Annotated in this window: 21 protein-coding genes and 1 tRNA gene; 7 read left to right on the top strand and 15 right to left on the bottom strand. The window is 62.9% G+C overall.

What is annotated here, in order from left to right; genetic code table 11:
* Positions 1–5 precede the first annotated feature (5 nt).
* The 10 genes from JWJ88_RS07935 to JWJ88_RS07890 form a co-directional block, all read right to left on the bottom strand.
* Complete coding sequence (locus JWJ88_RS07935; protein WP_205293573.1) at positions 6–1,088, bottom strand: DNA polymerase III subunit delta'; 1,083 nt, start codon at positions 1,086–1,088, stop codon at positions 6–8.
* 11 nt (positions 1,089–1,099) lie between these two features.
* Positions 1,100–1,699 (bottom strand): dTMP kinase, encoded by a 600-nt coding sequence (gene tmk, locus JWJ88_RS07930; protein WP_205293572.1) that lies wholly within the window; start codon positions 1,697–1,699, stop codon positions 1,100–1,102.
* 14 nt (positions 1,700–1,713) lie between these two features.
* Complete coding sequence (locus JWJ88_RS07925; protein WP_205293571.1) at positions 1,714–2,862, bottom strand: D-alanyl-D-alanine carboxypeptidase family protein; 1,149 nt, start codon at positions 2,860–2,862, stop codon at positions 1,714–1,716.
* Between the two features lie 99 nt (positions 2,863–2,961).
* Positions 2,962–3,660 carry a transcriptional repressor LexA gene (gene lexA / locus JWJ88_RS07920; protein WP_205293570.1) on the bottom strand — a complete coding sequence of 233 codons (699 nt, stop codon included), beginning with the start codon at positions 3,658–3,660 and terminating at the stop codon, positions 2,962–2,964.
* A 110-nt stretch (positions 3,661–3,770) separates the two neighbouring features.
* Positions 3,771–4,943, bottom strand: a complete 1,173-nt coding sequence (locus JWJ88_RS07915; RefSeq protein ID WP_205293569.1) for a molybdopterin molybdotransferase MoeA — start codon at positions 4,941–4,943, stop codon at positions 3,771–3,773.
* Between the two features lie 11 nt (positions 4,944–4,954).
* Entirely contained in the window at positions 4,955–5,428 is a 474-nt protein-coding gene (moaC, locus tag JWJ88_RS07910; protein ID WP_205293568.1) for a cyclic pyranopterin monophosphate synthase MoaC, read from the bottom strand.
* A complete protein-coding gene (gene trpC, locus JWJ88_RS07905) occupies positions 5,425–6,216 on the bottom strand; it encodes an indole-3-glycerol phosphate synthase TrpC (RefSeq protein ID WP_205293567.1) in 792 nt (263 codons plus the stop codon). The genes moaC and trpC overlap by 4 nt, the downstream gene beginning before the upstream one ends.
* A 9-nt stretch (positions 6,217–6,225) precedes the next feature.
* Positions 6,226–6,894 carry a uracil-DNA glycosylase gene (locus tag JWJ88_RS07900; RefSeq protein ID WP_205293566.1) on the bottom strand — a complete coding sequence of 223 codons (669 nt, stop codon included), beginning with the start codon at positions 6,892–6,894 and terminating at the stop codon, positions 6,226–6,228.
* Positions 6,887–7,924, bottom strand: a complete 1,038-nt coding sequence (trpD, locus tag JWJ88_RS07895) for an anthranilate phosphoribosyltransferase (protein ID WP_205293565.1) — start codon at positions 7,922–7,924, stop codon at positions 6,887–6,889. Before trpD ends, JWJ88_RS07900 begins: the two co-directional genes overlap by 8 nt.
* Entirely contained in the window at positions 7,921–8,511 is a 591-nt protein-coding gene (locus JWJ88_RS07890) for an anthranilate synthase component II (RefSeq protein ID WP_205293564.1), read from the bottom strand. Before JWJ88_RS07890 ends, trpD begins: the two co-directional genes overlap by 4 nt.
* A 149-nt stretch (positions 8,512–8,660) precedes the next feature.
* Between JWJ88_RS07890 and JWJ88_RS07885 the strand changes: the two genes are divergently transcribed.
* The 3 genes from JWJ88_RS07885 (at position 8,661) to trpE (ending at position 13,045) form a co-directional block, all read left to right on the top strand.
* The gene (locus JWJ88_RS07885; protein WP_205293563.1) at positions 8,661–9,443 is read left to right on the top strand and encodes a hypothetical protein; all 783 of its coding nucleotides are present in this window, start codon (positions 8,661–8,663) and stop codon (positions 9,441–9,443) included.
* Positions 9,444–9,596: 153 nt separating this feature from the next.
* Positions 9,597–11,543: a peptidylprolyl isomerase gene (locus tag JWJ88_RS07880; RefSeq protein ID WP_205293562.1), complete on the top strand. Its 1,947-nt coding sequence runs from the start codon at positions 9,597–9,599 to the stop codon at positions 11,541–11,543.
* Positions 11,543–13,045 (top strand): anthranilate synthase component I, encoded by a 1,503-nt coding sequence (trpE, locus tag JWJ88_RS07875; protein WP_205293561.1) that lies wholly within the window; start codon positions 11,543–11,545, stop codon positions 13,043–13,045. Before JWJ88_RS07880 ends, trpE begins: the two co-directional genes overlap by 1 nt.
* A gap of 17 nt (positions 13,046–13,062) precedes the next feature.
* Here trpE and JWJ88_RS22140 read toward each other — a convergent pair whose 3' ends face one another.
* The 4 genes from JWJ88_RS22140 to fabI form a co-directional block, all read right to left on the bottom strand.
* Complete coding sequence (locus tag JWJ88_RS22140; RefSeq protein ID WP_205293560.1) at positions 13,063–13,575, bottom strand: GNAT family N-acetyltransferase; 513 nt, start codon at positions 13,573–13,575, stop codon at positions 13,063–13,065.
* A 194-nt stretch (positions 13,576–13,769) separates the two neighbouring features.
* Positions 13,770–14,267, bottom strand: a complete 498-nt coding sequence (gene gpt / locus JWJ88_RS07865) for a xanthine phosphoribosyltransferase (RefSeq protein WP_205293559.1) — start codon at positions 14,265–14,267, stop codon at positions 13,770–13,772.
* 9 nt (positions 14,268–14,276) lie between these two features.
* Positions 14,277–14,879 (bottom strand): LysE family translocator, encoded by a 603-nt coding sequence (locus JWJ88_RS07860; protein ID WP_205293558.1) that lies wholly within the window; start codon positions 14,877–14,879, stop codon positions 14,277–14,279.
* A gap of 9 nt (positions 14,880–14,888) precedes the next feature.
* Positions 14,889–15,716 carry an enoyl-ACP reductase FabI gene (gene fabI, locus JWJ88_RS07855; RefSeq protein WP_322983939.1) on the bottom strand — a complete coding sequence of 276 codons (828 nt, stop codon included), beginning with the start codon at positions 15,714–15,716 and terminating at the stop codon, positions 14,889–14,891.
* Between the two features lie 83 nt (positions 15,717–15,799).
* On the opposite strand from fabI, the gene pdxH reads away from it, so the two are divergent.
* The 4 genes from pdxH (at position 15,800) to JWJ88_RS07835 (ending at position 17,833) form a co-directional block, all read left to right on the top strand.
* Complete coding sequence (pdxH, locus tag JWJ88_RS07850) at positions 15,800–16,462, top strand: pyridoxamine 5'-phosphate oxidase (RefSeq protein WP_205293557.1); 663 nt, start codon at positions 15,800–15,802, stop codon at positions 16,460–16,462.
* A gap of 131 nt (positions 16,463–16,593) precedes the next feature.
* Complete coding sequence (locus JWJ88_RS07845; RefSeq protein ID WP_205293556.1) at positions 16,594–17,187, top strand: cold-shock protein; 594 nt, start codon at positions 16,594–16,596, stop codon at positions 17,185–17,187.
* A gap of 104 nt (positions 17,188–17,291) precedes the next feature.
* Positions 17,292–17,678: a DUF192 domain-containing protein gene (locus tag JWJ88_RS07840; RefSeq protein ID WP_322983937.1), complete on the top strand. Its 387-nt coding sequence runs from the start codon at positions 17,292–17,294 to the stop codon at positions 17,676–17,678.
* A gap of 78 nt (positions 17,679–17,756) precedes the next feature.
* Positions 17,757–17,833 (top strand) — tRNA-Pro (locus JWJ88_RS07835).
* 579 nt (positions 17,834–18,412) lie between these two features.
* Here JWJ88_RS07835 and JWJ88_RS07830 read toward each other — a convergent pair.
* Positions 18,413–20,116, bottom strand: a complete 1,704-nt coding sequence (locus JWJ88_RS07830; RefSeq protein ID WP_205293554.1) for a glycosyltransferase family 61 protein — start codon at positions 20,114–20,116, stop codon at positions 18,413–18,415.
* Positions 20,117–20,600 lie beyond the last annotated feature (484 nt).

The following is a 20,600-nucleotide window of genomic DNA, read 5'->3' as shown; positions in this document are numbered from 1 at the left end:
TTCCGTCAGACGACTGGCTGGTTTGCAAGCCCGACCAGCATATCCAACACCAGCGCGGAAGGGTCAAGGTTGACCGCCCGCCCGGCGCGAGCGCGCGCCGAAAGTTCTGCCTGGGCGCTGGCCCAAAGCTGGGCGGCCGCCGGGTCGGGCGAGATGCGGTGCAGGACCCCGGCCTCGCCCACGGCGGCCTCGGGCAGGGGGGCGCCCAGCAGGCCCGCGCGTGCAGCGCGGGTCAGGAAACGATCCAGCAGGGTGACGACCAGATCGAAAGGATCGCCGTCGGCGCCTGCGCGACCTGCAGCCAAGTCCGCCAGGGCGGCGGCGGCGCGGCGATCCATGCCTGGATAATCGGCGAACAAGGTAACGATGCGCCGATAAAGCGCCAGACCGTCTTGTCCGGCCAGCCGCAGGGCCTCACCGATAGAGCCGCCCGACAGTGCCGCAAGCTGGGCGGCGTCGTGGTCCAGCCCCAGATCCTGCAGCACCCTGCCCATATCCTCGGGGGTCAGCGGATGCAGCCGCAACTCGCGGCAACGGGAACGGATGGTCGGCAAAAGTCGCGCCGGCTGATGCGCGACCAAAAGCAAGGTGGAATTCTGAGGCGGCTCTTCCAGCAGCTTCAACAGTGCATTCGCGGCCGACTGGTTCATCTCGTCGGCGGCGTCGATGATGGCGATGCGGCGCCCACCTTCAGCCGCGCTCATGTGGAAAAAACCTTGCAGGCGGCGGATCTCGTCCACGGTGATTTCGGCACGCAGACGCTGGGTCTTTTCATCGACTGGGCGCCGGACCAGATGCAGCCGCGGTTCGGAAAGCGCGCGGATGCGGCGGATCGTTGGATCATCGGGCGGCGTGGTTAGATCCGAGGTCGTGCCGTCGCTGAGCAGCCATTTCGCGATGCTCCACGCCAGGGTCGCCTTGCCGGTGCCACGGGGGCCGGAAATCAGCCAGGCATGGTGCAGACGATGCGCGCGCGCTGCGGCAAGGAAATCCGCAACCGCGCCGTCCTGACCGATGACGCGCGCCGCCTCGCGCGGATGCGGGGCGCCGGGGACGCGATCTGGTTCGGGAAGCGGCTCGTTGCTCATCTCGGGCCTTCTCAATCCAGTGCCGCCAGAACGCGCGCGGCGACCTCGTCTTCGCTGCCGCTGCCGTCAATCACCCGGATGCGCTCTGGTGTCTCGGCGGCCAGTTCCAGAAAGCCTTTGCGCAGTTTTTGCTGAAAGCCGAGGCCCAGTGTCTCGTAACGGTCCTCGATCCCGCCGCGTGTCTGGCTGCGAGAGAGTGCCATGGCCGGGTCGATGTCGATGATGAAGGTTCGGTCAGGTTCCATGCCGATGGTCAGGCGGTGCAATTCCTCGACCAATTGACGCAGATCGGCGCGGGCGAGTCCCTGATAGACCCGACTGGAATCGGCGAAGCGATCGGTGACGATCCACGCGCCGCGTGCAAGCGTTGGCTGGATCAGGCGCTCGACATGATCCCGGCGGGCAGCGGTGAACAGCAAAAGTTCGGTTTCCGCAGACCAGCGTTCACTGCGACCCTGGACCAGAAGCCGCCGGATCTCTTCGGCGCCTTCGCTGCCGCCGGGTTCGCGGGTCAACAGAGTTTCCGTGCCCCGCGCGTTCAATGTCTTGGCCAGACGCCGTGCTTGCGTGGATTTTCCTGAACCGTCTATGCCCTCGAAGCTGATGAACATGTGCTGGATCTGGCCTAGTTCCGCACTGCCTGGACGGCCTTCTCGCCCAAACGGAAAGCGGCGCTTTGCATACGGCCCAGAACGCCGGTGCGGGCCACGTCGCTGGCGGCGAACAGCGGCAGGCGCGATTGGCCTGCCCCCGGGATATCGACCACCAATTCGCCCAGCCGGTCTCCTTTGGTGATCGGGGCCTCGATCGGACCGCGGAACACGGCCTCAGCGGTCACGCCGGATTGCGAGCCGGCGGGGATCAGCACCTTGACGCCATCCGCCGTGGTCAGCCCGACTTTGCTTTTCGAACCCAGCCAGACAGGGGCTTGCGCCACGATCTCATCCTTGGGCACGATGGTTTTCATGGTGAACTGGCGATAGGCCCAGTTGACGATACGCTCAGCCTCTTCCGCGCGGGCACGGTCGTTTTGCAGGCCAGAGATTACAAAGATGATCCGCCGGTCGCCCTGCATGGCCGATCCGACAAGACCATAGCCGGCCTCTTGCGTATGGCCAGTTTTCAGCCCATCCGCGCCGATGCCCAGCTTAAGAAGCGGGTTGCGGTTGAAGCGGTTGGCCGGGGCACGGTTGTCGAAGCGGTATTCCTCGATGGCGAAGCTTTTGTAAAGTTCGGGGAAATCCGTGATCAGGTGCTGTGCCAGAATGCCCAGATCGTGGGCCGACATGCGATGTCGCGGATCGGGCCAGCCCGAGGCATTGGAAAAAGTGGAATGCGTCAGCCCAAGCGCCTTGCCGCGCTCGGTCATCTGACGGGCAAAGGCTTCCTCGGTGCCAGCCAACCCTTCGGCCACCACGACACAGGCGTCATTTCCCGACAGCACGATGATGCCCTTTATCAGCTCATCGACCGTGGGGCGATCCTGCTCATTCAGGAACATGGTCGAGCCCTGCATCTGCCGCGCCTTGGTCGAGACGGGCAGCCGGGTATCAAGCTGCACCCTGCCTTCGTGCAGTGCCTCGAACAGCATATAGATGGTCATCAGCTTGGACATCGAGGCTGGAGGCAGCGGCTCGTCGGCGTTCTTTTCCATCAGCACGGTGCCGGTTGCGACATCATAAACCCATGCCGCACGGGCGTTGGTATCGAAGGCCCGCGCCGGAAGCGCGAACACTATGACCAGAGCGAAGATGCGAAACGTCAGAGCGCGCATGGATTGTCCTTGACTTGCCTTTGGCCATGGTTAGCGCAGCCGGCAAGTCGCCGCAACGCCACCAAACACCCTGTATCGAGCAAGTGAACGGCAGGTGGTCTAATAGCTGCGGATCAGCCCCACGAGACGGCCCTGCACGCGGACCTTGTCCTCGGGCAGCACCCGGGTTTCATAAGCAGGGTTGGCGGCTTCCAAGGCGATCATGCCGCCTTTGCGGCGAAAGCGTTTCAGCGTCGCCTCATAACCTTCGATCAGGGCGACGATGATGTCGCCGTTTTCGGCGATTTGCTGTTCGCGGATCACCACCACATCGCCGTCATTGATCCCGGCCTCGATCATCGAATCGCCCCGCACTTCCAGCGCGTAGTGCCGCTCTTGCCCCGAGAGCATCGATCCGGGCACCGCGATGTGATGCGACACTTCCGAGATTGCCTCGATCGGGACGCCGGCGGCGATGCGGCCCATCACCGGCAGTTCGATGGCGGAAACGGAAACCTCCATCGCGCCGCGCGGCTGCGGTGCATGCCGGTCGGGTGCGCTGCCCTCGATCACCCGGGGCTGGAAGCCCGGACCCTTGCTGAGACTGTCGGGCAGCCGGATGATTTCCAGCGCGCGGGCGCGATGCGGCAGCCGGCGGATGAACCCACGTTCTTCAAGGGCGGTCACGAGGCGATGGATTCCCGATTTCGACCGCAGGTCCAGCGCGAGTTTCATTTCGTCGAATGAGGGCGGCACCCCGTCGCGAGCCATCCGTGCCTGAATGAATTCAAGAAGCTGGATCTGTTTCTTGGTCAGCATGCTCTGCCCCCGATCTGCTGCGGCCGCCGTTATGTTCATCGAATGTTCTAGCGCGGTCAGTTCTTTGCGTCAATCTTTATGACGATTCGGGTAAATTTCCGGTTAATTGCCTAGAGCGGCAGATAGCTGATGCGCTCGCCCGCCTTGCGGGCCGGGTCGTGGGCAGGGCGGATCAGCAGCGCGTCGGCCTCGGCCAGCAGCCAAAGGCGGGCGGAATCCTGATCGGGGAAGGGCTCGATCCGGGGCCGGGTTTCGCCGGGGGCGAGCCGTGCGCGCAAATAATGTTGCCGGTCGCCTTCCGGGTTCAAATCGCGGCCCAGCACGGCTTGCAGCGGTTCGGGACCGGGCGGCAGGCCCTGCATGGCGCGGATCAGGGGCTGCATGAAAAGCTTGGCGCAGACCATGGCCGACACGGGATTCCCCGGCAGGCCCAGCATGGCGGACGCACCGATGCGCCCGGCCATCAGTGGCTTGCCCGGGCGCATTGCCAGCTTGTAGAAAGCGCGCTCCATACCCAAGCTTCCGGCGACCTTGGCGATCAGGTCGTGATCGCCGACCGAGGCGCCGCCGATGGTTACGATCAGATCAAAGCCCTCGGCCTTGGCAAAGCGGTCGCGCAGGCTTTCCTCGGTATCGCGGGCGAGCGGCAGGATGGTTGCCTCGGCCCCGGCTTCGCGCGCCAGCCCGGCGATGGCGATGTCGTTCGAGCAGATGATCTGGCCCGGCGCCGGTTCGGTGCCAACAGGAACCAACTCATCGCCCCCCGCCAGAACGGCGATGCGCGGACGACGCGCCACGGTCAGTTGTGGCACGTTCATCGCCGCCAGAAGCGCCAGATCGGCGGGACGCAACGGATGCTGCGGCAGGAATTCGGAACCTTTCGTAAAGTCGTTGCCCTTGCGGCGGATATTCAGGTTGCTGCCGACCTCGGGAATGGTGATCCGGTCGCCGTCGCGCGTGACGATTTCCTGCATGGCCACGCGATCATAACCGGCAGGAACCGGCGCGCCGGTAAAGATGCGGATGGCTGTGCCTGCAGGCGTTTCGCCCTGATAGGGCACGCCGGCGGCGGCGGTCCCGATGACCGTCAGCGGTCCGGGCAGGTCGGCCGAGCGCAGCGCATAACCGTCCATTGCCGAGGCGTCGAAGGGTGGCTGCGTCAGCCGTGCCGCCGCAGGCGCGATCATGGCGCGGCCAAGTGCGTCATACAGCGCCACTTGTTCGGGCTGCGGCGAGCGGGCGAGGGCAAGGACGCGGGCGCGGGCTTCTTCGACGCTGATCATCGGTTTCCCCTTCAGGGTGCGGCGTGGAACTCGCCGGACTTGCCGCCGGTTTTCGAAAGCAGGCGGATCCCCTCGATCCGCATGTCCTTTTGCGCGGCCTTGAGCATGTCATATACGGTCAGACAGGCGGTAGAGACGGCGGTCAGCGCCTCCATCTCGACCCCGGTTTTACCGGCGGTCCTGACGGTGGCGGTCACGCGAATGCCGGGCAAGGCGGGGTCGGCCACCAGATCCACGGAAACCTTGGTGATCGGCAGCGGATGGCACAGCGGGATCAGGTCCGAGGTGCGCTTGGCACCCATGATCCCGGCAAGTCGCGCGACGCCCATCACATCGCCCTTGGCCGCGCCGCCCTGCGCCAGCGCCAGTGTCTCGGCCGCCATGATGACCATGCCCTCGGCAATGGCTTCGCGCGCAGTCTCGGGCTTGGCCGAGACATCGACCATATGGGCCTGACCTTGCGCGTCGAAATGCGTCAGGCTCATGCCGCAAGACCCAGGATGTTGCGGGTGGCGCCGGTCACGTCCTGCTGCCGCATCAGGCTTTCGCCGATGAGAAAACGCCTGACCCCGGCATCGGCCATGCGGTTCAGGTCAGCTGGGGTGAAAAGCCCGCTTTCGCAAACCAGATCGCGGTCCTTGGGCACATGCGGCGCCAGTTCCAGCGTGGTGTCCAGGCTGACCTCGAAGGTCTTGAGATTGCGGTTGTTCACCCCGATCAGCGGCGATTTAAGGTTCAGGGCGCGGTCCAGTTCATTGCGATCATGCACCTCGACCAAAGCATCCATGCCCCAATGCAATGCTGCGTCCTCAAGCTCGGCGGCAAGCTCGTCATCGACCGACGCCATGATGATCAGGATACAGTCGGCACCCCAGGCACGGGCCTCGGCCACCTGATAGGGATCGTAAAGGAAATCCTTGCGCAATGCCGGCAGGTCGCAGGCCTCGCGCGCGGCCGTCAGGAATTCGGGCGCGCCCTGAAAGCTGGGGCCGTCGGTCAGCACCGAAAGGCAGGCGGCGCCGCCGGCTTGATAGGCACGGGCCAGCGAAGGAGGATCGAAATCCGGCCGGATCAGACCTTTTGACGGGCTGGCCTTCTTGATCTCGGCGATCAGCGCGTGGCCGGTGCCGGCCTTGTCGGTCAGGGCCTTGGCAAAGCCGCGCGGGGCCGATGCGGCGCGGGCCGCAGCCTCGACCTCTGCCAGCGGCCTTGCGGCCTTGGCCGCGGCGATTTCCTCAAGCTTGTAAGCCTTGATGCGATCAAGAATATCCATGGCCCAGCTTTACCCCGCAGCGACAGTTTCGGAAAGAGCCCAGTCGACCGGCGCCTCGCCCCGGGCCTTCAGCCAGTCGTTCACGCGGCTGAACGGACGAGAGCCGAAAAAGCCGCGCCGCGCCGACAAAGGCGAGGGATGGGCGGTTTCAATGACCAGATCTTGTGTGCGGGGCAAGCCGGCAAGGGCTTTTTGCGCATGTGCGCCCCACAGGATGAAAGCCAGCGGTCGTTCCCGCTGCGCCCGGACGACGGCCTGATGCGCCAATTTGTCCCAGCCCCATTTCGCATGTATGCCGGCCTGACCGGGCAGCACGCTGAGCGAGGTGTTCAGCAGCAGCACGCCCTGACGCGCCCAATGGCTCAGATCGCCCGTTGGGGGGATGGCGCCGATATCGGCCTTCATCTCGGCAAAGATGTTCTTGAGCGAGCGCGGCAAGGCGGTTTCCGGCGTGACCGAAAAGGCCAGCCCATTGGCATGGCCCGGCGTTGGATAGGGGTCCTGGCCAAGGATCACCACACGGGTCTTTTCCGGCGGTGTCAGTTCCAGCGCGGCAAAGACGCGGCCCGGGCCGGGCAGCCAGTCGCGATCCCGCAACCGGGCAGCGATGCCGGGCCAGTCCTGATGAAAGAACGGCAACTCGGCCCAGGCGCGGGGCACGGCAATATCTTCAGCCATTTGGGTCGACCGGCGCGCCGACCTCTGCGGCCAACGCCGCCAGCTTGGCCTTGGCCTTGCCGCTGTCGATGGAGTCCCGCGCGATCTCGGCCCCTTGGCGCAGATCGGCTGCCTTGCCGGCGATCAGCAGCGCAGCGGCGGCGTTCAGCACAACCGCATCGCGATAGGCGCTCTGCGCGCCATCCAGCAGCGCCCGCAGCGCGCCGGCGTTATGGGCCGGGTCACCGCCCAGGATCGCCTCGAACGGGTGGACGGGCAGGCCGGCATCCTCGGGCGAGATCTGGAATTCGGTGACCTCGCCGTCCTTGAGCTGCGCCACCCAGGTCGGTTCCGCGATCGAGATCTCGTCGGTGCCATCGCCGCCATGCACCAGCCATGCGAATTCCGAGCCAAGCTCGCGCAGCGTTTCGGCCATCGGGCGGTTCCAGACCCGGTCGAAGGTGCCGGTCAGTTGCAGCTTGACCAGACCGGGGTTCGTCATCGGCCCCAACAGGTTGAAGATGGTCCGGGTCCCCAGTTCGGCCCGCGCGGGGCCGACGTGGCGCATAGCCGGATGATGAACCGGTGCCATCATGAAGCAGATGCCGATGCTGGCCAGCGCCCGCTCGGCGATTTCGGGCGTGCCCATCACGTTCAGGCCAAGATGGGTGATCGCATCGGCCGAGCCGGATTTCGACGACAGGTTGCGGTTGCCGTGCTTGGCGACCGGCACGCCCGCGCCCGCCACCACGAAGGCCGTGGCGGTCGAGATGTTCAGCGTGCCTTTGCCATCCCCGCCTGTGCCGACGATGTCGATGGCGCCTTGCGGGGCGTTGATGCGGTTCATGCGCGCGCGCATGGCGCGGGTGGCGGCGGCCATTTCCTCGACCGTTTCGCCGCGCACGCGCATGGCCATCAGAAGGCCGCCGATCTGGGCGGGGGTTGCCGCCCCCTCGAACAGCGCGCCAAAGGCGGCTTCGGCCTCGGTTCCCGTCAGCGGGCGGGTTGCGGCCAGCCCGATCAGCGGGCGGATGTCTGTCGCGCCGTTCATGCTGCGCGATCCAGATTCGTGCAGCGGCGCAGGAAGTTGCGGATCATGTCGTGGCCATATTCGGAAGCGATGCTTTCTGGGTGGAATTGCACGCCCTCGACCGGCAGCGTCCGGTGCATCAGCCCCATGATCGTGCCATCCGCGGCGGTGGCGGTGACGCGCAGGCAATCGGGCAGGCTTTCCGGCTCGACCGTCAGCGAGTGATAGCGGGTCGCGGTCAGCGGAGAAGGCAATCCGGTAAACACCCCGGTTCCATCATGGCTGATCGCATCGGTCTTGCCATGCACGATGCGCGAGGCGCGCACGACCTTGCCGCCGAAAGCCTCGCCGATGGCCTGATGGCCCAGGCAGACCCCGAACAGCGGCACGCCCCGTTCCGCGGCCGCCCGGATCAGCGGCACGATGATCCCCGCATGTGCGGGATCGCAAGGACCGGGAGAGATCACGATACCCTGCGCGCCCATCGCCAGCGCTTCGTCCACGCTCAGCGTGTCGTTGCGGCGCACGACCACTTCGGCCCCGGCCTCGCCCATGTAATGGACAAGGTTCCAGGTGAAACTGTCGTAATTGTCGATGAGCAGGATCATGGTCTGGGCCTTCCGGCGGGGCGCCTTGCATTGGGGGGTGAACCCCGGAAAATCTGCGGCTATAGATGGGGCAAAGCTCCGCGTCGGGTCAAGCCCGCGGGGCAAGAAAAACGGCATCGGACGTGCGTGGGGCAAGGGCTGGGCAAAGCATGGCAAGGGGATTTGCAACGGGGCTGGTTCATGGCGCGCTGATCTGCGGCGCGGCGCTGGTCGGGCTGTCCCTGGTGCTGCCGCAACCGCCGCGCCCGCAGGGGCCCGCCCTAGACGAAGCCCCGGCGGCCGAGACGCTGACCGTCCCCGCCGGATCCGAGTTTTCCCGCGCCAGCGATATGCAGCCGCAGCCGCCCACGCCCCTGTCCGCCGAGGGTCCGCGGCCTGCCGCCACACCGCAGGTGCAGCGTCCCGCCGACGAATTCGCCCCTGTCGCAGCGGAGCCTGCCGGTTTGCGGCCGCAGACACCGGATGAAAGCCCGGCCTCGCCTGAGATGGCCTTGCCCGAGATCGATTCCATCGACTTGCCCGAACTCGTGTCCGAGGCCCCGATTCCCGTGCCGCCGCCCGGCAAGGTGGTGGTGCCGCGACTGGACCGCGCGCCGGAACGGGCGCTGTCGGCCCCTGCTACGGCAACGCCGGAAACCGTGACGGCGCACGAAGAGCCCGCCGATGCCGACCCGGCCGAGGTGGCGGTTCCCCAGGCAGAGCCCCCGCTTGCGGAAGCCGCCGGGGATCCTCCTGCCGCGCCTGTTATTTCCGGGCGGTCGTCGGATGCCCTCGCGCCGCCCGCCGCTGATGCGCCTGCCACGATTCCGACCCCGGAAATCACCGGAAATACGTCCAGCGAAGGACCGGTCGGCCTGTCCCGACCCGCGCCTGATACGGGGGTCGACCTGTCCACTCCCCCCGATTTCGGTGCTCTGCGGCTGACCGATTGAATACCTGTCCGCCATGCCGGTGACGGGCCCCATCGCGCGCCAACGCGCGCGCCCGTGATGGGTGCATGGCTTTGCGGCACTTGCCGCGGCGGCTTTGGCACCCTAAAGACTTGCGCTGACTAATAAGAGCAACTGACGGGGCACGGCGACAAGATGCGAGGCAAGGGCAAATCGACCATCGTCTGGTTGCTGATGGGTATGCTGGTTCTGGGACTGGGCGGCTTTGGCGTCACCAACTTCTCGGGCGGCACGGCGGATATCGGTGCCGTGGGCGGGGTCGAGATATCGGCACAAGATTATGCCCGCACGCTGCGCGCCGAGATGCAGGACTTTTCCGCCCGCACCGGCCGCCAGATCAGCGCCGCCGAGGCCAAGGCCATCGGCGTGGATCAGGCGGCGCTGGCGCGGCTTTTCACCGCCGCCGCACTTGAGGCCGAGGCGAACCGGCTGGGTGTTTCGGTGGGCGATCAGGCAGTTGCCGAACAGATTACCGGCATAGGTGCCTTTCGCGGGCTGAACGGCCAGTTTGATCGCGCCATCTATGCGGATGCGCTGCGCCGCGAAGGGCTGCGCGAAGCCGAGTTCGAACATGACCTGCGCATGGACATGGCGCGGCAGATCCTGCAGGACGCGGCACTCTCGGCCGTCAGCGCGCCGCAGCCGGTGGTGACGCAGACGCAGGGCTGGCTGCTTGAGACGCGCGATATCCATTGGAGCGAACTGACTGTCGAGGACTTGCCCACTCCGGTCGCCACCCCCGACGAGGCGACGTTGCAGGCTTGGCACAAGGCCAATGCCGACCGCTTTACAGCGCCCGAGATCCGCAAGATCACCTATGTCTGGCTGACCCCCGAGATGTTGGAGGGCGAGGTCGAGGTCGATGAACAGGCGCTGCGTGACCTTTATCAGGACCGGATCGAAGAGTTCCAGCAGCCCGAACGCCGCATGGTCGAACGTCTGGTGTTTCCGACCGTGGCGGCTGCCGAACAGGCAAAGGCCCGCATCGACAGCGGTGAGATCACCTTCGAGCAACTGGCCGCCGAGCGCGGTCTGACGCTGGCCGACATCGATCTGGGCGAGGTTGCCAAGACCGATCTGGGCGCGGCAGGTGAGCCTGTCTTTGCGCTGGAGGGACCCGGTATCGCCGGCCCGGCCAGTTCCGAACTGGGGCCGGCGCTGTTTTCGATGAACGCAATACTCGAACCCTTGGATATTCCCTTCGATCAGGCCAAGGACGACCTGCGGCTTGAGGCCGCCGTCGATCGCGCCCGCCGCCAGATCGAGGAACGCGCCGGCGAGTTCGCCGATCTTCTGGCCGGCGGTGCCGCGCTGGAGGACATGGCGCAGGACACGCCGATGGAAATGGGCCAGATCGACTGGAGCCAGGGGGCCGAGGCCGATCCGAACGGCATCGACGCCTATCCCGAATTCCGCCAGCGTGCCGCGCAACTGACCGACAAGGATTTCCCCGAGCTTTTCGAGACGGGTGACGGCGGCGTTTTCGCCATGCGTCTGGACCAGATCGAACCGCCGGCACTGATCCCGTTCGAGGAGGTGCGTGATCGCGTGGCCGACGATTGGTCGCAGAACGAAACGCATCGCCAACTGCTGGCCTTGGCCGATCAGCGCCGCGTCGAAGCCGAAGCAGCCGCCGATCCCGGCATCGAGCCGGCCCCGGCGGCGGCGACTGCTCCGGTCGCGCAGGCCTTGGGTGCGGCCGCGGCCGGGACTTCCGACAGCGCGCCGGTGGCGGACAGACCCACCCCCGAGCCGGGGACCCCTGTGACCAATCTGGCCCGCGGCGGCTTTATCAACGGCGTGCCGCAGGATGTGGTGATCCAAGCCTTTGACATCGCCGAAGAGGGCGTGACCGAGGTGGTGGACGCCGAGAACCGGGTGTTCCTGATCACTCTGGACAAGATCCATGCGGGTGAGACCGACAGTGACGAGGCCGGGCAGATCCGCGAAGGGATCTCGGCCCGGCTGGCGGATTCGCTGCGTCAGGACGTGTTCGACTATTTCACCCGTGCTCTGCAGACCCGGAACGGTGTGACGCTGAACCAGACCGCCGTGGATGCGGTGAACGCACAGGTTCAGTAATGGACATTACCCCGGATTTTGCCGAATTCGAACGCGGCTGGGCCGAGGGGCGCAATCAGCTTTTGACCATCCGGCTGGCAGCCGATCTGGACACGCCGGTCAGCCTGATGCTGAAACTGGCCGAGGCCGCGCCCAATTCCTTTATGCTGGAAAGCGTCACCGGCGGCGAGATTCGCGGGCGCTATTCCTTTATCGGCATGAAGCCCGATCTGATCTGGGAATGCCGTGACGGCAAGGCACGCATCAACCGCAATGCCCGCTATTCGGACGAATTCGCCGACGATGACCGGCCGGCGCTGGACAGCCTGCGCGCCCTGATCGCGGAAAGCCGCATCGACATGCCGGACGGCGTGCCTGCGGGCGCGGCAGGGCTGTTCGGCTATCTGGGTTATGACATGATCCGGCTGGTCGAGCGGTTGCCCGATGTGAACCCCGATCCGCTGGGGCTGCCGGATGCGATGATGATGCGCCCCTCGGTCGTGGCGGTGCTTGACGGCGTAAAGGGCGAGGTCCTGCTTTGCGCCCCGGCCTGGTATCAGGACGGGACACCCGCCCGCGCCGCCTATGCCCAGACCGCTGAGCGGGTGATGGAGGCGCTGCGCGCATTAGACCGCCAGCCTAGCGAGCCGCGCGCATTGGGGCATGACCTCAAGATCGGTGAGCTGCGCTCGAACTTCTCGAAAGAGGCCTATCTGGCGGCGGTCGGGAAGGCCAAGGACTATATCCGCGCCGGCGACATCTTTCAGGTGGTGCCCTCGCAGCGTTGGGCGATGGATTTCCCGCTGCCGCCCTTTGCGCTCTACCGGGCGCTGCGGCGCACCAACCCGTCGCCCTTCATGTTCTTCCTGAATTTCGGCGGTTTCCAGATCGTCGGTGCATCGCCCGAGATTCTGGTCCGTTTGCGCGGTGGCGAGGTGACGATCCGCCCCATCGCCGGCACCCGTCCGCGCGGTGCGACCGCCGAAGAGGACCGCGCGCTTGAGGCAGATCTGCTGGCCGACCAGAAGGAACTGGCCGAGCACCTGATGCTTCTGGATCTGGGCCGCAACGACGTGGGCCGCGTGGCACGCGTGGGCACAGTTCACCCGACCGAGCAGTTCACCATCGAACGCTACAGCCACGTCATGCATATCGTGTCGAACGTGGTGGGCGAGCTCAACGAAGGCGAGGATGCGCTGTCGGCGCTGCTGGCGGGTATGCCTGCCGGCACGGTTTCGGGTGCGCCCAAGGTCCGCGCCATGGAGATCATCGACGAGTTGGAGCCGGAAAAGCGCGGCGTCTACGCCGGCGGCGTCGGCTATTTTGCCGCGAATGGCGAGATGGACATGTGCATCGCCCTGCGTACCGGTGTCATCAAGAACGACACGCTTTATATTCAGGCGGGCGGTGGCGTGGTCTATGACAGCGACCCCGAGGCCGAATTCACTGAGACGGTGAACAAAAGCCGCGCCCTGCGCCGCGCCGCCGAGGAAGCCGCCCGTTTCGTGCGCGGGAATGGCTAGGCGGGGCACTGCTGCCGTTAGAGAAGTTTCCTCATGGCGCAACGCCGTGCTGTAGGTAGCCCGGCCTGCCCCTCGGCGTCCAGGACGGCCCGCAGCCGGGGGCTGAGCTCTTCGCAATCTAGTGTACTGAACCCAAGTCTTTGATAATAGGGTTCATTCCAAGGCACTTCCCTGAACGTGGTCAAGGTCAGTGCATTGATCCCATGATCCGCGGCAAACTGCTGCGCCGCCTCGATCAACCTTCGCCCGATGCCGTGCCCCTGCTGATCGCGGTGGACCGCAATTTCCCAAATGTGGAGGGCGTCGGGCGTTACCTCTCCGTTCAGGAAAGCCGCAACTCCATAACCTTGCACCTCCGCGACGAAGGCAAGGCCATTTGCGATCAGGGCGCGATGCTGTTCCTCGGACTGAACAGTGTCATCGGCGATCCACTCAAGCCCCGGAGATTGCCGGAATATTTCGCCGGAACTGCGTTCGATCTCTGGCAGGAGGGGAGCATCACGGTCGCTTGCGGGTCTGATGCTTATCATGCGCACAGAATAGCCGCGGGGCCAATAACCGACAAGGGATGCAACAAGGACTGATCCGCCGTTCACCGATGCATATGCACATGCCACGGCCAAGGCCCGTATTTGCAAAACCGGCCTTGGCTGCCTTATTGGCTCTGGCGCCACCAAAACCCGCGTCGCGGTCCCGGCACACCGGCTAGGCTGTTGCGCCGCGCTTAGTCCTCGCCGCGATAGGGCTGGACGTATTGCAGCGCCATGTCCCAGGGGAAGAAGATCCAGGTGTCCTGGCTGACCTCGGTCACATAGGTTTCGACCATTGGACGGCCCTTGGGCTTGGCATAAACGGTGGCGAGATGCGCCTTGGGGTACATGGCACGGACATGTTCCAGCGTGCGGCCCGAATCGACCAGATCGTCCACCACCAGAATGCCCTCGCCGTCCTGCATCATCGCCGCATCGGGGGCCTTCAGTACCTTGACCTCGCCCCGCTCTTGCCCGCCCTTGCCGTGATAGGACTTGACCGAGATGGTGTCGATCACGCGGACATCGAGTTCGCGCGCAACGATCATCGCCGGCACAAGGCCGCCGCGCGTGATCGCCAGGATCGCGCGCCACTGGCGATGCTCAAGCCGCCAGGCCAGCGCGCGGGCGTCGCGGTGGAGCTGATCCCAGCTGATGTGGAATCCGCGTTCATGGGGCAGGCGATCGTTCATGCTGGCTCCTTAGTGATTGACGATCAACAGCAGACCCAGCAATGCCATGGCGATGCTGGCAGCCCTGTCGATCCAGAACTTTGCTGCAAAATAGCGCGTTCGCATGATGGCTGTCGACATCAGAACGGCGACCATCGCATACCAGAACAGTTCGGTCGCAAGGCAGATGCCGTAGATCAGCGCCTGACGCGCGATCCCCATCGGCTCGGGAAAGACCGAAAGGATAAGGGATGCATAAAACAGCGCGGGTTTGGGGTTTGACAGATTCAGCGCGATTCCGCCCCAAAACCCTTTCGATGTGCCGCCTGCGGCCTCGGGCAGGGGCCGCGTCGATGAACGCCACAGCGTCCATGCGAACCACAGCAGGTAAAAACCGCCAAAGACCTTGAGCACCGCGAACAGCCCGGGGTGCAGCCGGAACAGCACGGCCAGCCCGGCAAGCGCGAAAAGACACCACAGCGACGCGCCGCAGGCCAGCCCCAGCGCATAGGGCAGGGCGCGGCTGCGGCCATGGGCAAAGGCTGCCTGCACGGTGGCGATGATCGCCGGGCCGGGCGTCAGGATCGCCAGCGACAGCGCCGAGACAAGCGCAATGACCTGCTCGGCGCTCATCGCGGGGAATCAGTCCTTTTTCGTCGTGGCGATGTCGGGGGCGTCCACGGCCTTCATGCCGACGATGTGATAGCCGGCATCGACGTGATGCGTTTCGCCCGTCACGCCGGAGCCCAGATCGGACAGCAGATACAGCGCGGAACGCCCGACCTCTTCTTGGCTGACGTTGCGTCGCAGGGGCGAATTCAGTTCGTTCCACTTCATGATATAGCGGAAATCACCGATGCCGCTGGCGGCCAGCGTCTTGATCGGGCCGGCCGAGATCGCGTTGACGCGGATGCCGTCCTTGCCGAAATCCTCGGCCAGATAGCGCACCGATGCCTCCAACGCCGCCTTGGCGACACCCATGACGTTGTAATGCGGCATCACCCGTTCGGCCCCATAATAGGTCAGGGTCAGCATCGAGCCGCCATTGGGCATCATCGCGGCGGCGCGGCGCGCGACGGCGGTGAAGGAATAGACCGAGATATCCATGGTCATCAGGAAGTTGTCGCGCGTCGTATCGGCATAACGTCCACGCAACTGTTCCTTGTCGGAAAAGCCGATGGCATGGACGATGAAGTCCAGATTGTCCCAGCGTTCCGCAATGGTCGAGAACAGCCCGTCGATCGAAGCCTCGTCCGACACGTCGCATTCGGCCAGAAGGTCCGAGCCGATCTGTGCGGCCAGAGGCTCGACTCGCCGCTTGAGCGCATCCCCCTGATAGGAAAAGGCCAGTTCGGCCCCGTGGTCGGCCAGGGCCTTGGCAATGCCCCAGGCGATGGACTTGTCATTCGCCAGGCCCATGATCAGGCCGCGACGACCCTTCATCAGCCCCATACCGCCGTCACTTGACATGATGCTGCCCCTCGCGCTTCTTCGGTTTTCAGCAGGATTAGGCCATGTGCATGGAGGCATCAAGTGTTGGTAAGCAGACTGTCATGAGCGACCGTAGCGGAATATTCGCCGGCGACGACCCGTTTGCCATCGCGCGAAGCTGGTTGGCCGAGGCCGAAAAGACCGAGCCGAACGACGCGACCGCCATGGCGTTGGCCACGGTGGATGCGGCCGGGATGCCTGATGTGCGCATGGTGCTTTTGAAGGATATAGAAGGCGCTGGGGCAGATGGCTCGTTCGTTTTCTATACCAATTTCGAAAGCGCGAAGGGGGTCGAAATCGAGGCTACTGGCGTCGCGGCCTTCGTCATGCATTGGAAATCCCTGCGCCGGCAGATCCGCGTGCGCGGTCATGTCACCCGAGTTGAGCCGGAATTGGCCGATGCCTATTACGCCTCGCGTCCATTGCAGTCGCGGATTGGTGCCTGGGCTTCGCGACAAAGCCGGCCGCTGGCCAGTCGCGGCGCGCTGATGGCCGAGGTGGCGCGGCAGGGAATCAACCTTGGATTGCATCCGCCGCGCCCGCCGCATTGGGGCGGCTACCGTATTCGCCCGGTTCAGATCGAATTCTGGGCCGACGGTGCTTTTCGGCTGCATGATCGCTTTCGTTGGACAAAACCGGGTTCAGAAAACGAAAACAGCGGATTGCAGGAAGGTGCCCCGGAATTTACGCAAAGTTTATGGCAAGTGTGCCGTCTTAGCCCTTGATGCGGGTTCGGGATTTATCCATGGTATGGAAAACCTGACCAATCCGGCTTCACCTTCGTTCAGTCCAGACCGAAGGGCGCTAGACCGGAGCTTCGGGTTGTTTCTGGTTTTCAAACGGGTGACGGGAAGACATGGAAGAAGACGACGGGCAACAGCGCAAGATCGCGTGCGTCGTGAAGTGGTTCGATGGTGGTAAGGGATTTGGGTTCCTTACCGACCCCGACGGTGGCGCCGATATTCTGTTGCACGCCAACGTGCTGCGGAATTTCGGCCAGAGCTCAGTTGCCGAGGGCTCTCATGTTGTTGCCATCATTCAGAAAACTGCCCGTGGCATGCAGGCGCTCGAGGTGCTCGAGATCACGCCTCCGGCCAGCGAGCCGATGCCAGCCATCGCCGATCTGTGTTCGGCCACGCCGGAAGAAATCGCACTGTTGCCGCTGTTGCCGGCACGGGTGAAATGGTTCGACAAGGCCAAGGGCTTTGGCTTTGCCAATCTGTTCGGTGAAAAGGCCGACGTGTTCTTGCACGTCGAGGTCCTGCGACATTCCGGCTTTGCCGACCTGGCCGTGGGCGAGGCCATTGCCCTGCGCGTGGTTGATGGGCGACGGGGGATGATGGCCGCACAAATCCTTTCATGGGAAAGAGCCGCGATCGAGGCGCGGCAGTCGCAACCGGGGGGAGCGGCCGCGCTCGCTAAATTGCGGCTGGTCGCGGGCGCGGTATGAAGTTGCGAGCCGCAACTGTTACTCTGATTCTTCTCATTGCCAATCATTCTTCGGCCCTGGCGGCCGAATGCCATCCCGACCGGGCGTTGTTTCAGGGTCGGGGAATGCCGGTCGAAGTGTCGGTCGAGATCGCCGATACCGACGAGGAACGCGCGCGGGGCCTGATGTTCCGCCGCGATCTTCCTTCGGGGCAAGGCATGCTCTTCATCTACGAATCACCGCAACCGGTCAGTTTCTGGATGCGCAACACGCTGATCCCGCTGGATATGATCTTTATCGACGCGCGGGGCGAAGTGCGTCACGTCCATCCCATGGCCCGGCCGCTGGACGAAACGTCGGTGCCCGGCGCCCCACTCGATGATCCAGCGCCCGAGCGGCTGATGGTGCTTGAGATCCGGGGCGGCGATGCGGCCCGGCTGGGGATTCATCCCGGTATGGTGCTGTCCCACCCGGGCTTGCCGCAGGATGGCGCACTGGCGCCCTGTGACTGAAACTGAACAGACGATGCTGATACCGTCAATTTCCCCTTTCCCCCCGCGCAGTCACCCGCTAGACAGCGCCAGAAGGTCCGGGGCGTAGCGCAGCCTGGTAGCGCGACGGTTTTGGGTACCGTAGGCCGGAGGTTCGAATCCTCTCGCCCCGACCATCATTAACGGAAGTCAGTGTCCATGGTTTGCAGGGCCGTTTGCAGAACCAAGACATTGCTTGACCGATCCTCGAGCAACGGAAATTCTGTCAAGGTTTGAGGCTTTTTGAAGCTGAAAGACGTGGCGCTTGATTGCTTCGGATTGGCCTGCAATCATCAGGGTTTGGCAAGTTCTGGTAATGAGCGAAAGATTATCGGCGATTCGAGCGATGCTTCCTGGATATTCTGCTCCAGATCGGTGCGCAGGAGGAGCTGTTCAACGGGACCAGGGCTCTTCCGAGTTTGCTGGCGCAGGTTTCCGTGAGACCGAGCGGCTGTGCCTCTTACATTAGCGTCTGATCGCCTGGCTTCCGCCAGCGGCCTGCGCTCGATGCGTGCCTACATCTTGGTCTGGAGCCATAACGACGGCGGGGGGTATCGATATCGAGGCCGGCATCGCGATGCGTGGCAGCGGGACCCATTTTACGGAGGTGCAGGCCTTGCTGCGTGCCAAACGGGTCCTGTGCCTTCAATCAGATCATTGAATGCTCCAGCAAGCCTCTGGCAATCAAAGTCGACGACGCACATGAATACTTCAGTTTAACGCTGGTGAATTGGCTCACTGGGCGTGGAGTTTGAGTCTGTTACGTGAAATATCCAACCGTTTTGTTGGAAGAATGCCTGCATGTCCTCGCCGCCATACCTTCTTGCGTGCAGGCAGGCTTGGTCGAACGCAGTTTTATCCTCAATGCGGTGTGCGAGGGTCAGGATTCGTTTAATCAATGGGTGTCTGCGTGGAGCCAGGATCAAAGCGCGGCGCAGTGCATCCAAAGAGCCCGTAAGGTCGCGGCCGTCGTTAAGGCAGTTCGCAGTCCAGACATGTGCATCTGCGAGATGTTGTAGGAGGTGGCTATGCTTATCTAGTTGCGTTGTGAGTTTTGAAAAATCGCGTTGGTCATTTAACTCTGCACATTCTCGCCTCGCCTCCTCAAACTCCTCTGGATGAAGCAAAGCGGCAATCCAGGATGCCGTTACCTGAGATTGAAATTGGCTCATGCGAACGCCACGAAGACCGTGCAGGGCGATTGATGGCACAGTGTCGGGATCATCGAAATCGTGATCCAGAAAGACATGACAATAATGGGCGCCGGATGCAATTGCGAGCGGCAGGAAATCGCCGTATCGCTTTTTCAGAGTTTGAAGGTTGGAGAGTTCTATAAAGTGGCAACCGGGTTGTGCGTAAAGCATATTAGTTATCCCGGCGCCGTGTAGAATAACAACTGCCTCGGCTTCTGCGACCAACTTGGCTTGCTCGAGAGTCGAGTAATCCTCAAAGCTAATCGTCTCGAAGTTCAGCCTTTCAAGAAGCTGCAGGAAGTGCTCTTCACCATCTATACTGCGGACGCGTTTGGATTTCCGTGTAACGAACAAGCGCCGCTTTGGTTTTGGGTCAGGGCGAGCCAGCGCTAACGCATGTTTGCGGAAATCAGCAAGTGGCTGTTCGTACGCATTCATGCCAAGCATCTGAAAGTTTCGTACGCTTGCGCGACGTCCCACTTCGACACCGACATCATCAATGCTTTTCATTACGCGGTTTCTGCATTGAAAATAAAGGTGGGAGGTGTTCAGCCCCAATAGGGCCCGAGCAAATTTTCTGCTATCTCCGCTCGCATCGAATACGATTTTTTCCAACAGCTCCGGAAACCACGTTTTGCATTGTGAAATAACAAAATCAGCAACCGAACCTTTTCCGCTATAGAATATGATATTCCCCGTCAGGTTGTGCTGTTTGTACAACATCAGAACAGGGAAAGATTCTTTGAGAAAGTGATAATAATTAAAGAAATTCTTTGCCTCAATTACAAGGCTTAGGTCGCGAAAATCCGTGGTGTCAGCTTGAATACTTCTCCTGTTCCGGAAGGATTTCTCCGTCAAATACGCTGTTATTTCTGCGTCTAATGTCTTGTTTGTCTGGACTATTCTATTTCGAAACCTTGCGCCCTTTGCGGAATTCAGCAGAACCTTCCCATTGATCCTGGTTTCGGAAGGGGAGATTTCCAAATTATCCGCAACTGCCAAGACGGTGGGGGTCGTCACAGACTGTTCCCACGCAGGTTTCTTCCACATCAATCTGTAGGATGTCAGTCTGTGGTCGTCATTGCTGGATAATGACAGGAAGCTTATATTTGCGGGTTTATCCCTGCCAGTTTCCAGTGACTGTGCATATGCAAGTCGCAATCCCTCATCGACGCCTGGAATGAATATATCATGCGCATGGAATTGTTTTTTGGGGTTATCAACCATTTTAACCAAGTAAGTTTACGACTGGCGATCTGGAGGCAGAGCCGTCGTAGATAGCGTGGGATTGTTGAATCTATCTGTATACCTGATTTGCTGTAGGGAGCAACCAAGTTGTATGGCTGAACAGCGCTAGGATCTGAATGGACGGGGCAGTTGATGCAGCCTCCCTTGGCCAAGGCACTTGGGGAATTGCGTAGCGGGTTGGCGCCGTCGGGTGGCGGAAATTGGCAGAGAATCTGGATGGACTTTGATGCCGTGTCAAAGTTCTGGCTCTCTTGTGCTGCAGCATTTTTCTTTTGTTACCAACGCACTGCTGGGAACATGCGCCACCCGCACTGCTGCCGTCCTGCCGAAAAAGGCAGCGTGACTTTCCCGCATCACCGCCGCTTCATATCGGAATGGGCGCCCAGCCGTTTTCCGGGCGTCACATTCGTCTGATCGAAGGTGTTTTGACGAGTAGTGAGGTTCTCATGAACGCTTGGTGGAG

The organism is Paracoccus methylovorus, assembly GCF_016919705.1.
Classification (GTDB): domain Bacteria; phylum Pseudomonadota; class Alphaproteobacteria; order Rhodobacterales; family Rhodobacteraceae; genus Paracoccus; species Paracoccus methylovorus.
The sequence above is the reverse complement of the archived record's forward strand: the minus strand, read 5'-3'. Positions and strand labels throughout refer to the sequence as shown.

What these genes read in the sequence shown, in the direction of transcription:
- JWJ88_RS07935 (WP_205293573.1), bottom strand. Translation starts at nt 1,088, where the DNA reads ATGAGCAACGAGCCGCTTCCCGAACCAGATCGCGTCCCCGGCGCCCCG.
- tmk (WP_205293572.1), bottom strand. Translation starts at nt 1,699, where the DNA reads ATGTTCATCAGCTTCGAGGGCATAGACGGTTCAGGAAAATCCACGCAA.
- JWJ88_RS07925 (WP_205293571.1), bottom strand. Translation starts at nt 2,862, where the DNA reads ATGCGCGCTCTGACGTTTCGCATCTTCGCTCTGGTCATAGTGTTCGCG.
- lexA (WP_205293570.1), bottom strand. Translation starts at nt 3,660, where the DNA reads ATGCTGACCAAGAAACAGATCCAGCTTCTTGAATTCATTCAGGCACGG.
- JWJ88_RS07915 (WP_205293569.1), bottom strand. Translation starts at nt 4,943, where the DNA reads ATGATCAGCGTCGAAGAAGCCCGCGCCCGCGTCCTTGCCCTCGCCCGC.
- moaC (WP_205293568.1), bottom strand. Translation starts at nt 5,428, where the DNA reads ATGAGCCTGACGCATTTCGACGCGCAAGGTCAGGCCCATATGGTCGAT.
- trpC (WP_205293567.1), bottom strand. Translation starts at nt 6,216, where the DNA reads ATGGATATTCTTGATCGCATCAAGGCTTACAAGCTTGAGGAAATCGCC.
- JWJ88_RS07900 (WP_205293566.1), bottom strand. Translation starts at nt 6,894, where the DNA reads ATGGCTGAAGATATTGCCGTGCCCCGCGCCTGGGCCGAGTTGCCGTTC.
- trpD (WP_205293565.1), bottom strand. Translation starts at nt 7,924, where the DNA reads ATGAACGGCGCGACAGACATCCGCCCGCTGATCGGGCTGGCCGCAACC.
- JWJ88_RS07890 (WP_205293564.1), bottom strand. Translation starts at nt 8,511, where the DNA reads ATGATCCTGCTCATCGACAATTACGACAGTTTCACCTGGAACCTTGTC.
- JWJ88_RS07885 (WP_205293563.1), top strand. Translation starts at nt 8,661, where the DNA reads ATGGCAAGGGGATTTGCAACGGGGCTGGTTCATGGCGCGCTGATCTGC.
- JWJ88_RS07880 (WP_205293562.1), top strand. Translation starts at nt 9,597, where the DNA reads ATGCGAGGCAAGGGCAAATCGACCATCGTCTGGTTGCTGATGGGTATG.
- trpE (WP_205293561.1), top strand. Translation starts at nt 11,543, where the DNA reads ATGGACATTACCCCGGATTTTGCCGAATTCGAACGCGGCTGGGCCGAG.
- JWJ88_RS22140 (WP_205293560.1), bottom strand. Translation starts at nt 13,575, where the DNA reads ATGATAAGCATCAGACCCGCAAGCGACCGTGATGCTCCCCTCCTGCCA.
- gpt (WP_205293559.1), bottom strand. Translation starts at nt 14,267, where the DNA reads ATGAACGATCGCCTGCCCCATGAACGCGGATTCCACATCAGCTGGGAT.
- JWJ88_RS07860 (WP_205293558.1), bottom strand. Translation starts at nt 14,879, where the DNA reads ATGAGCGCCGAGCAGGTCATTGCGCTTGTCTCGGCGCTGTCGCTGGCG.
- fabI (WP_322983939.1), bottom strand. Translation starts at nt 15,716, where the DNA reads ATGTCAAGTGACGGCGGTATGGGGCTGATGAAGGGTCGTCGCGGCCTG.
- pdxH (WP_205293557.1), top strand. Translation starts at nt 15,800, where the DNA reads ATGAGCGACCGTAGCGGAATATTCGCCGGCGACGACCCGTTTGCCATC.
- JWJ88_RS07845 (WP_205293556.1), top strand. Translation starts at nt 16,594, where the DNA reads ATGGAAGAAGACGACGGGCAACAGCGCAAGATCGCGTGCGTCGTGAAG.
- JWJ88_RS07840 (WP_322983937.1), top strand. Translation starts at nt 17,292, where the DNA reads ATGCCGGTCGAAGTGTCGGTCGAGATCGCCGATACCGACGAGGAACGC.
- JWJ88_RS07830 (WP_205293554.1), bottom strand. Translation starts at nt 20,116, where the DNA reads ATGGTTGATAACCCCAAAAAACAATTCCATGCGCATGATATATTCATT.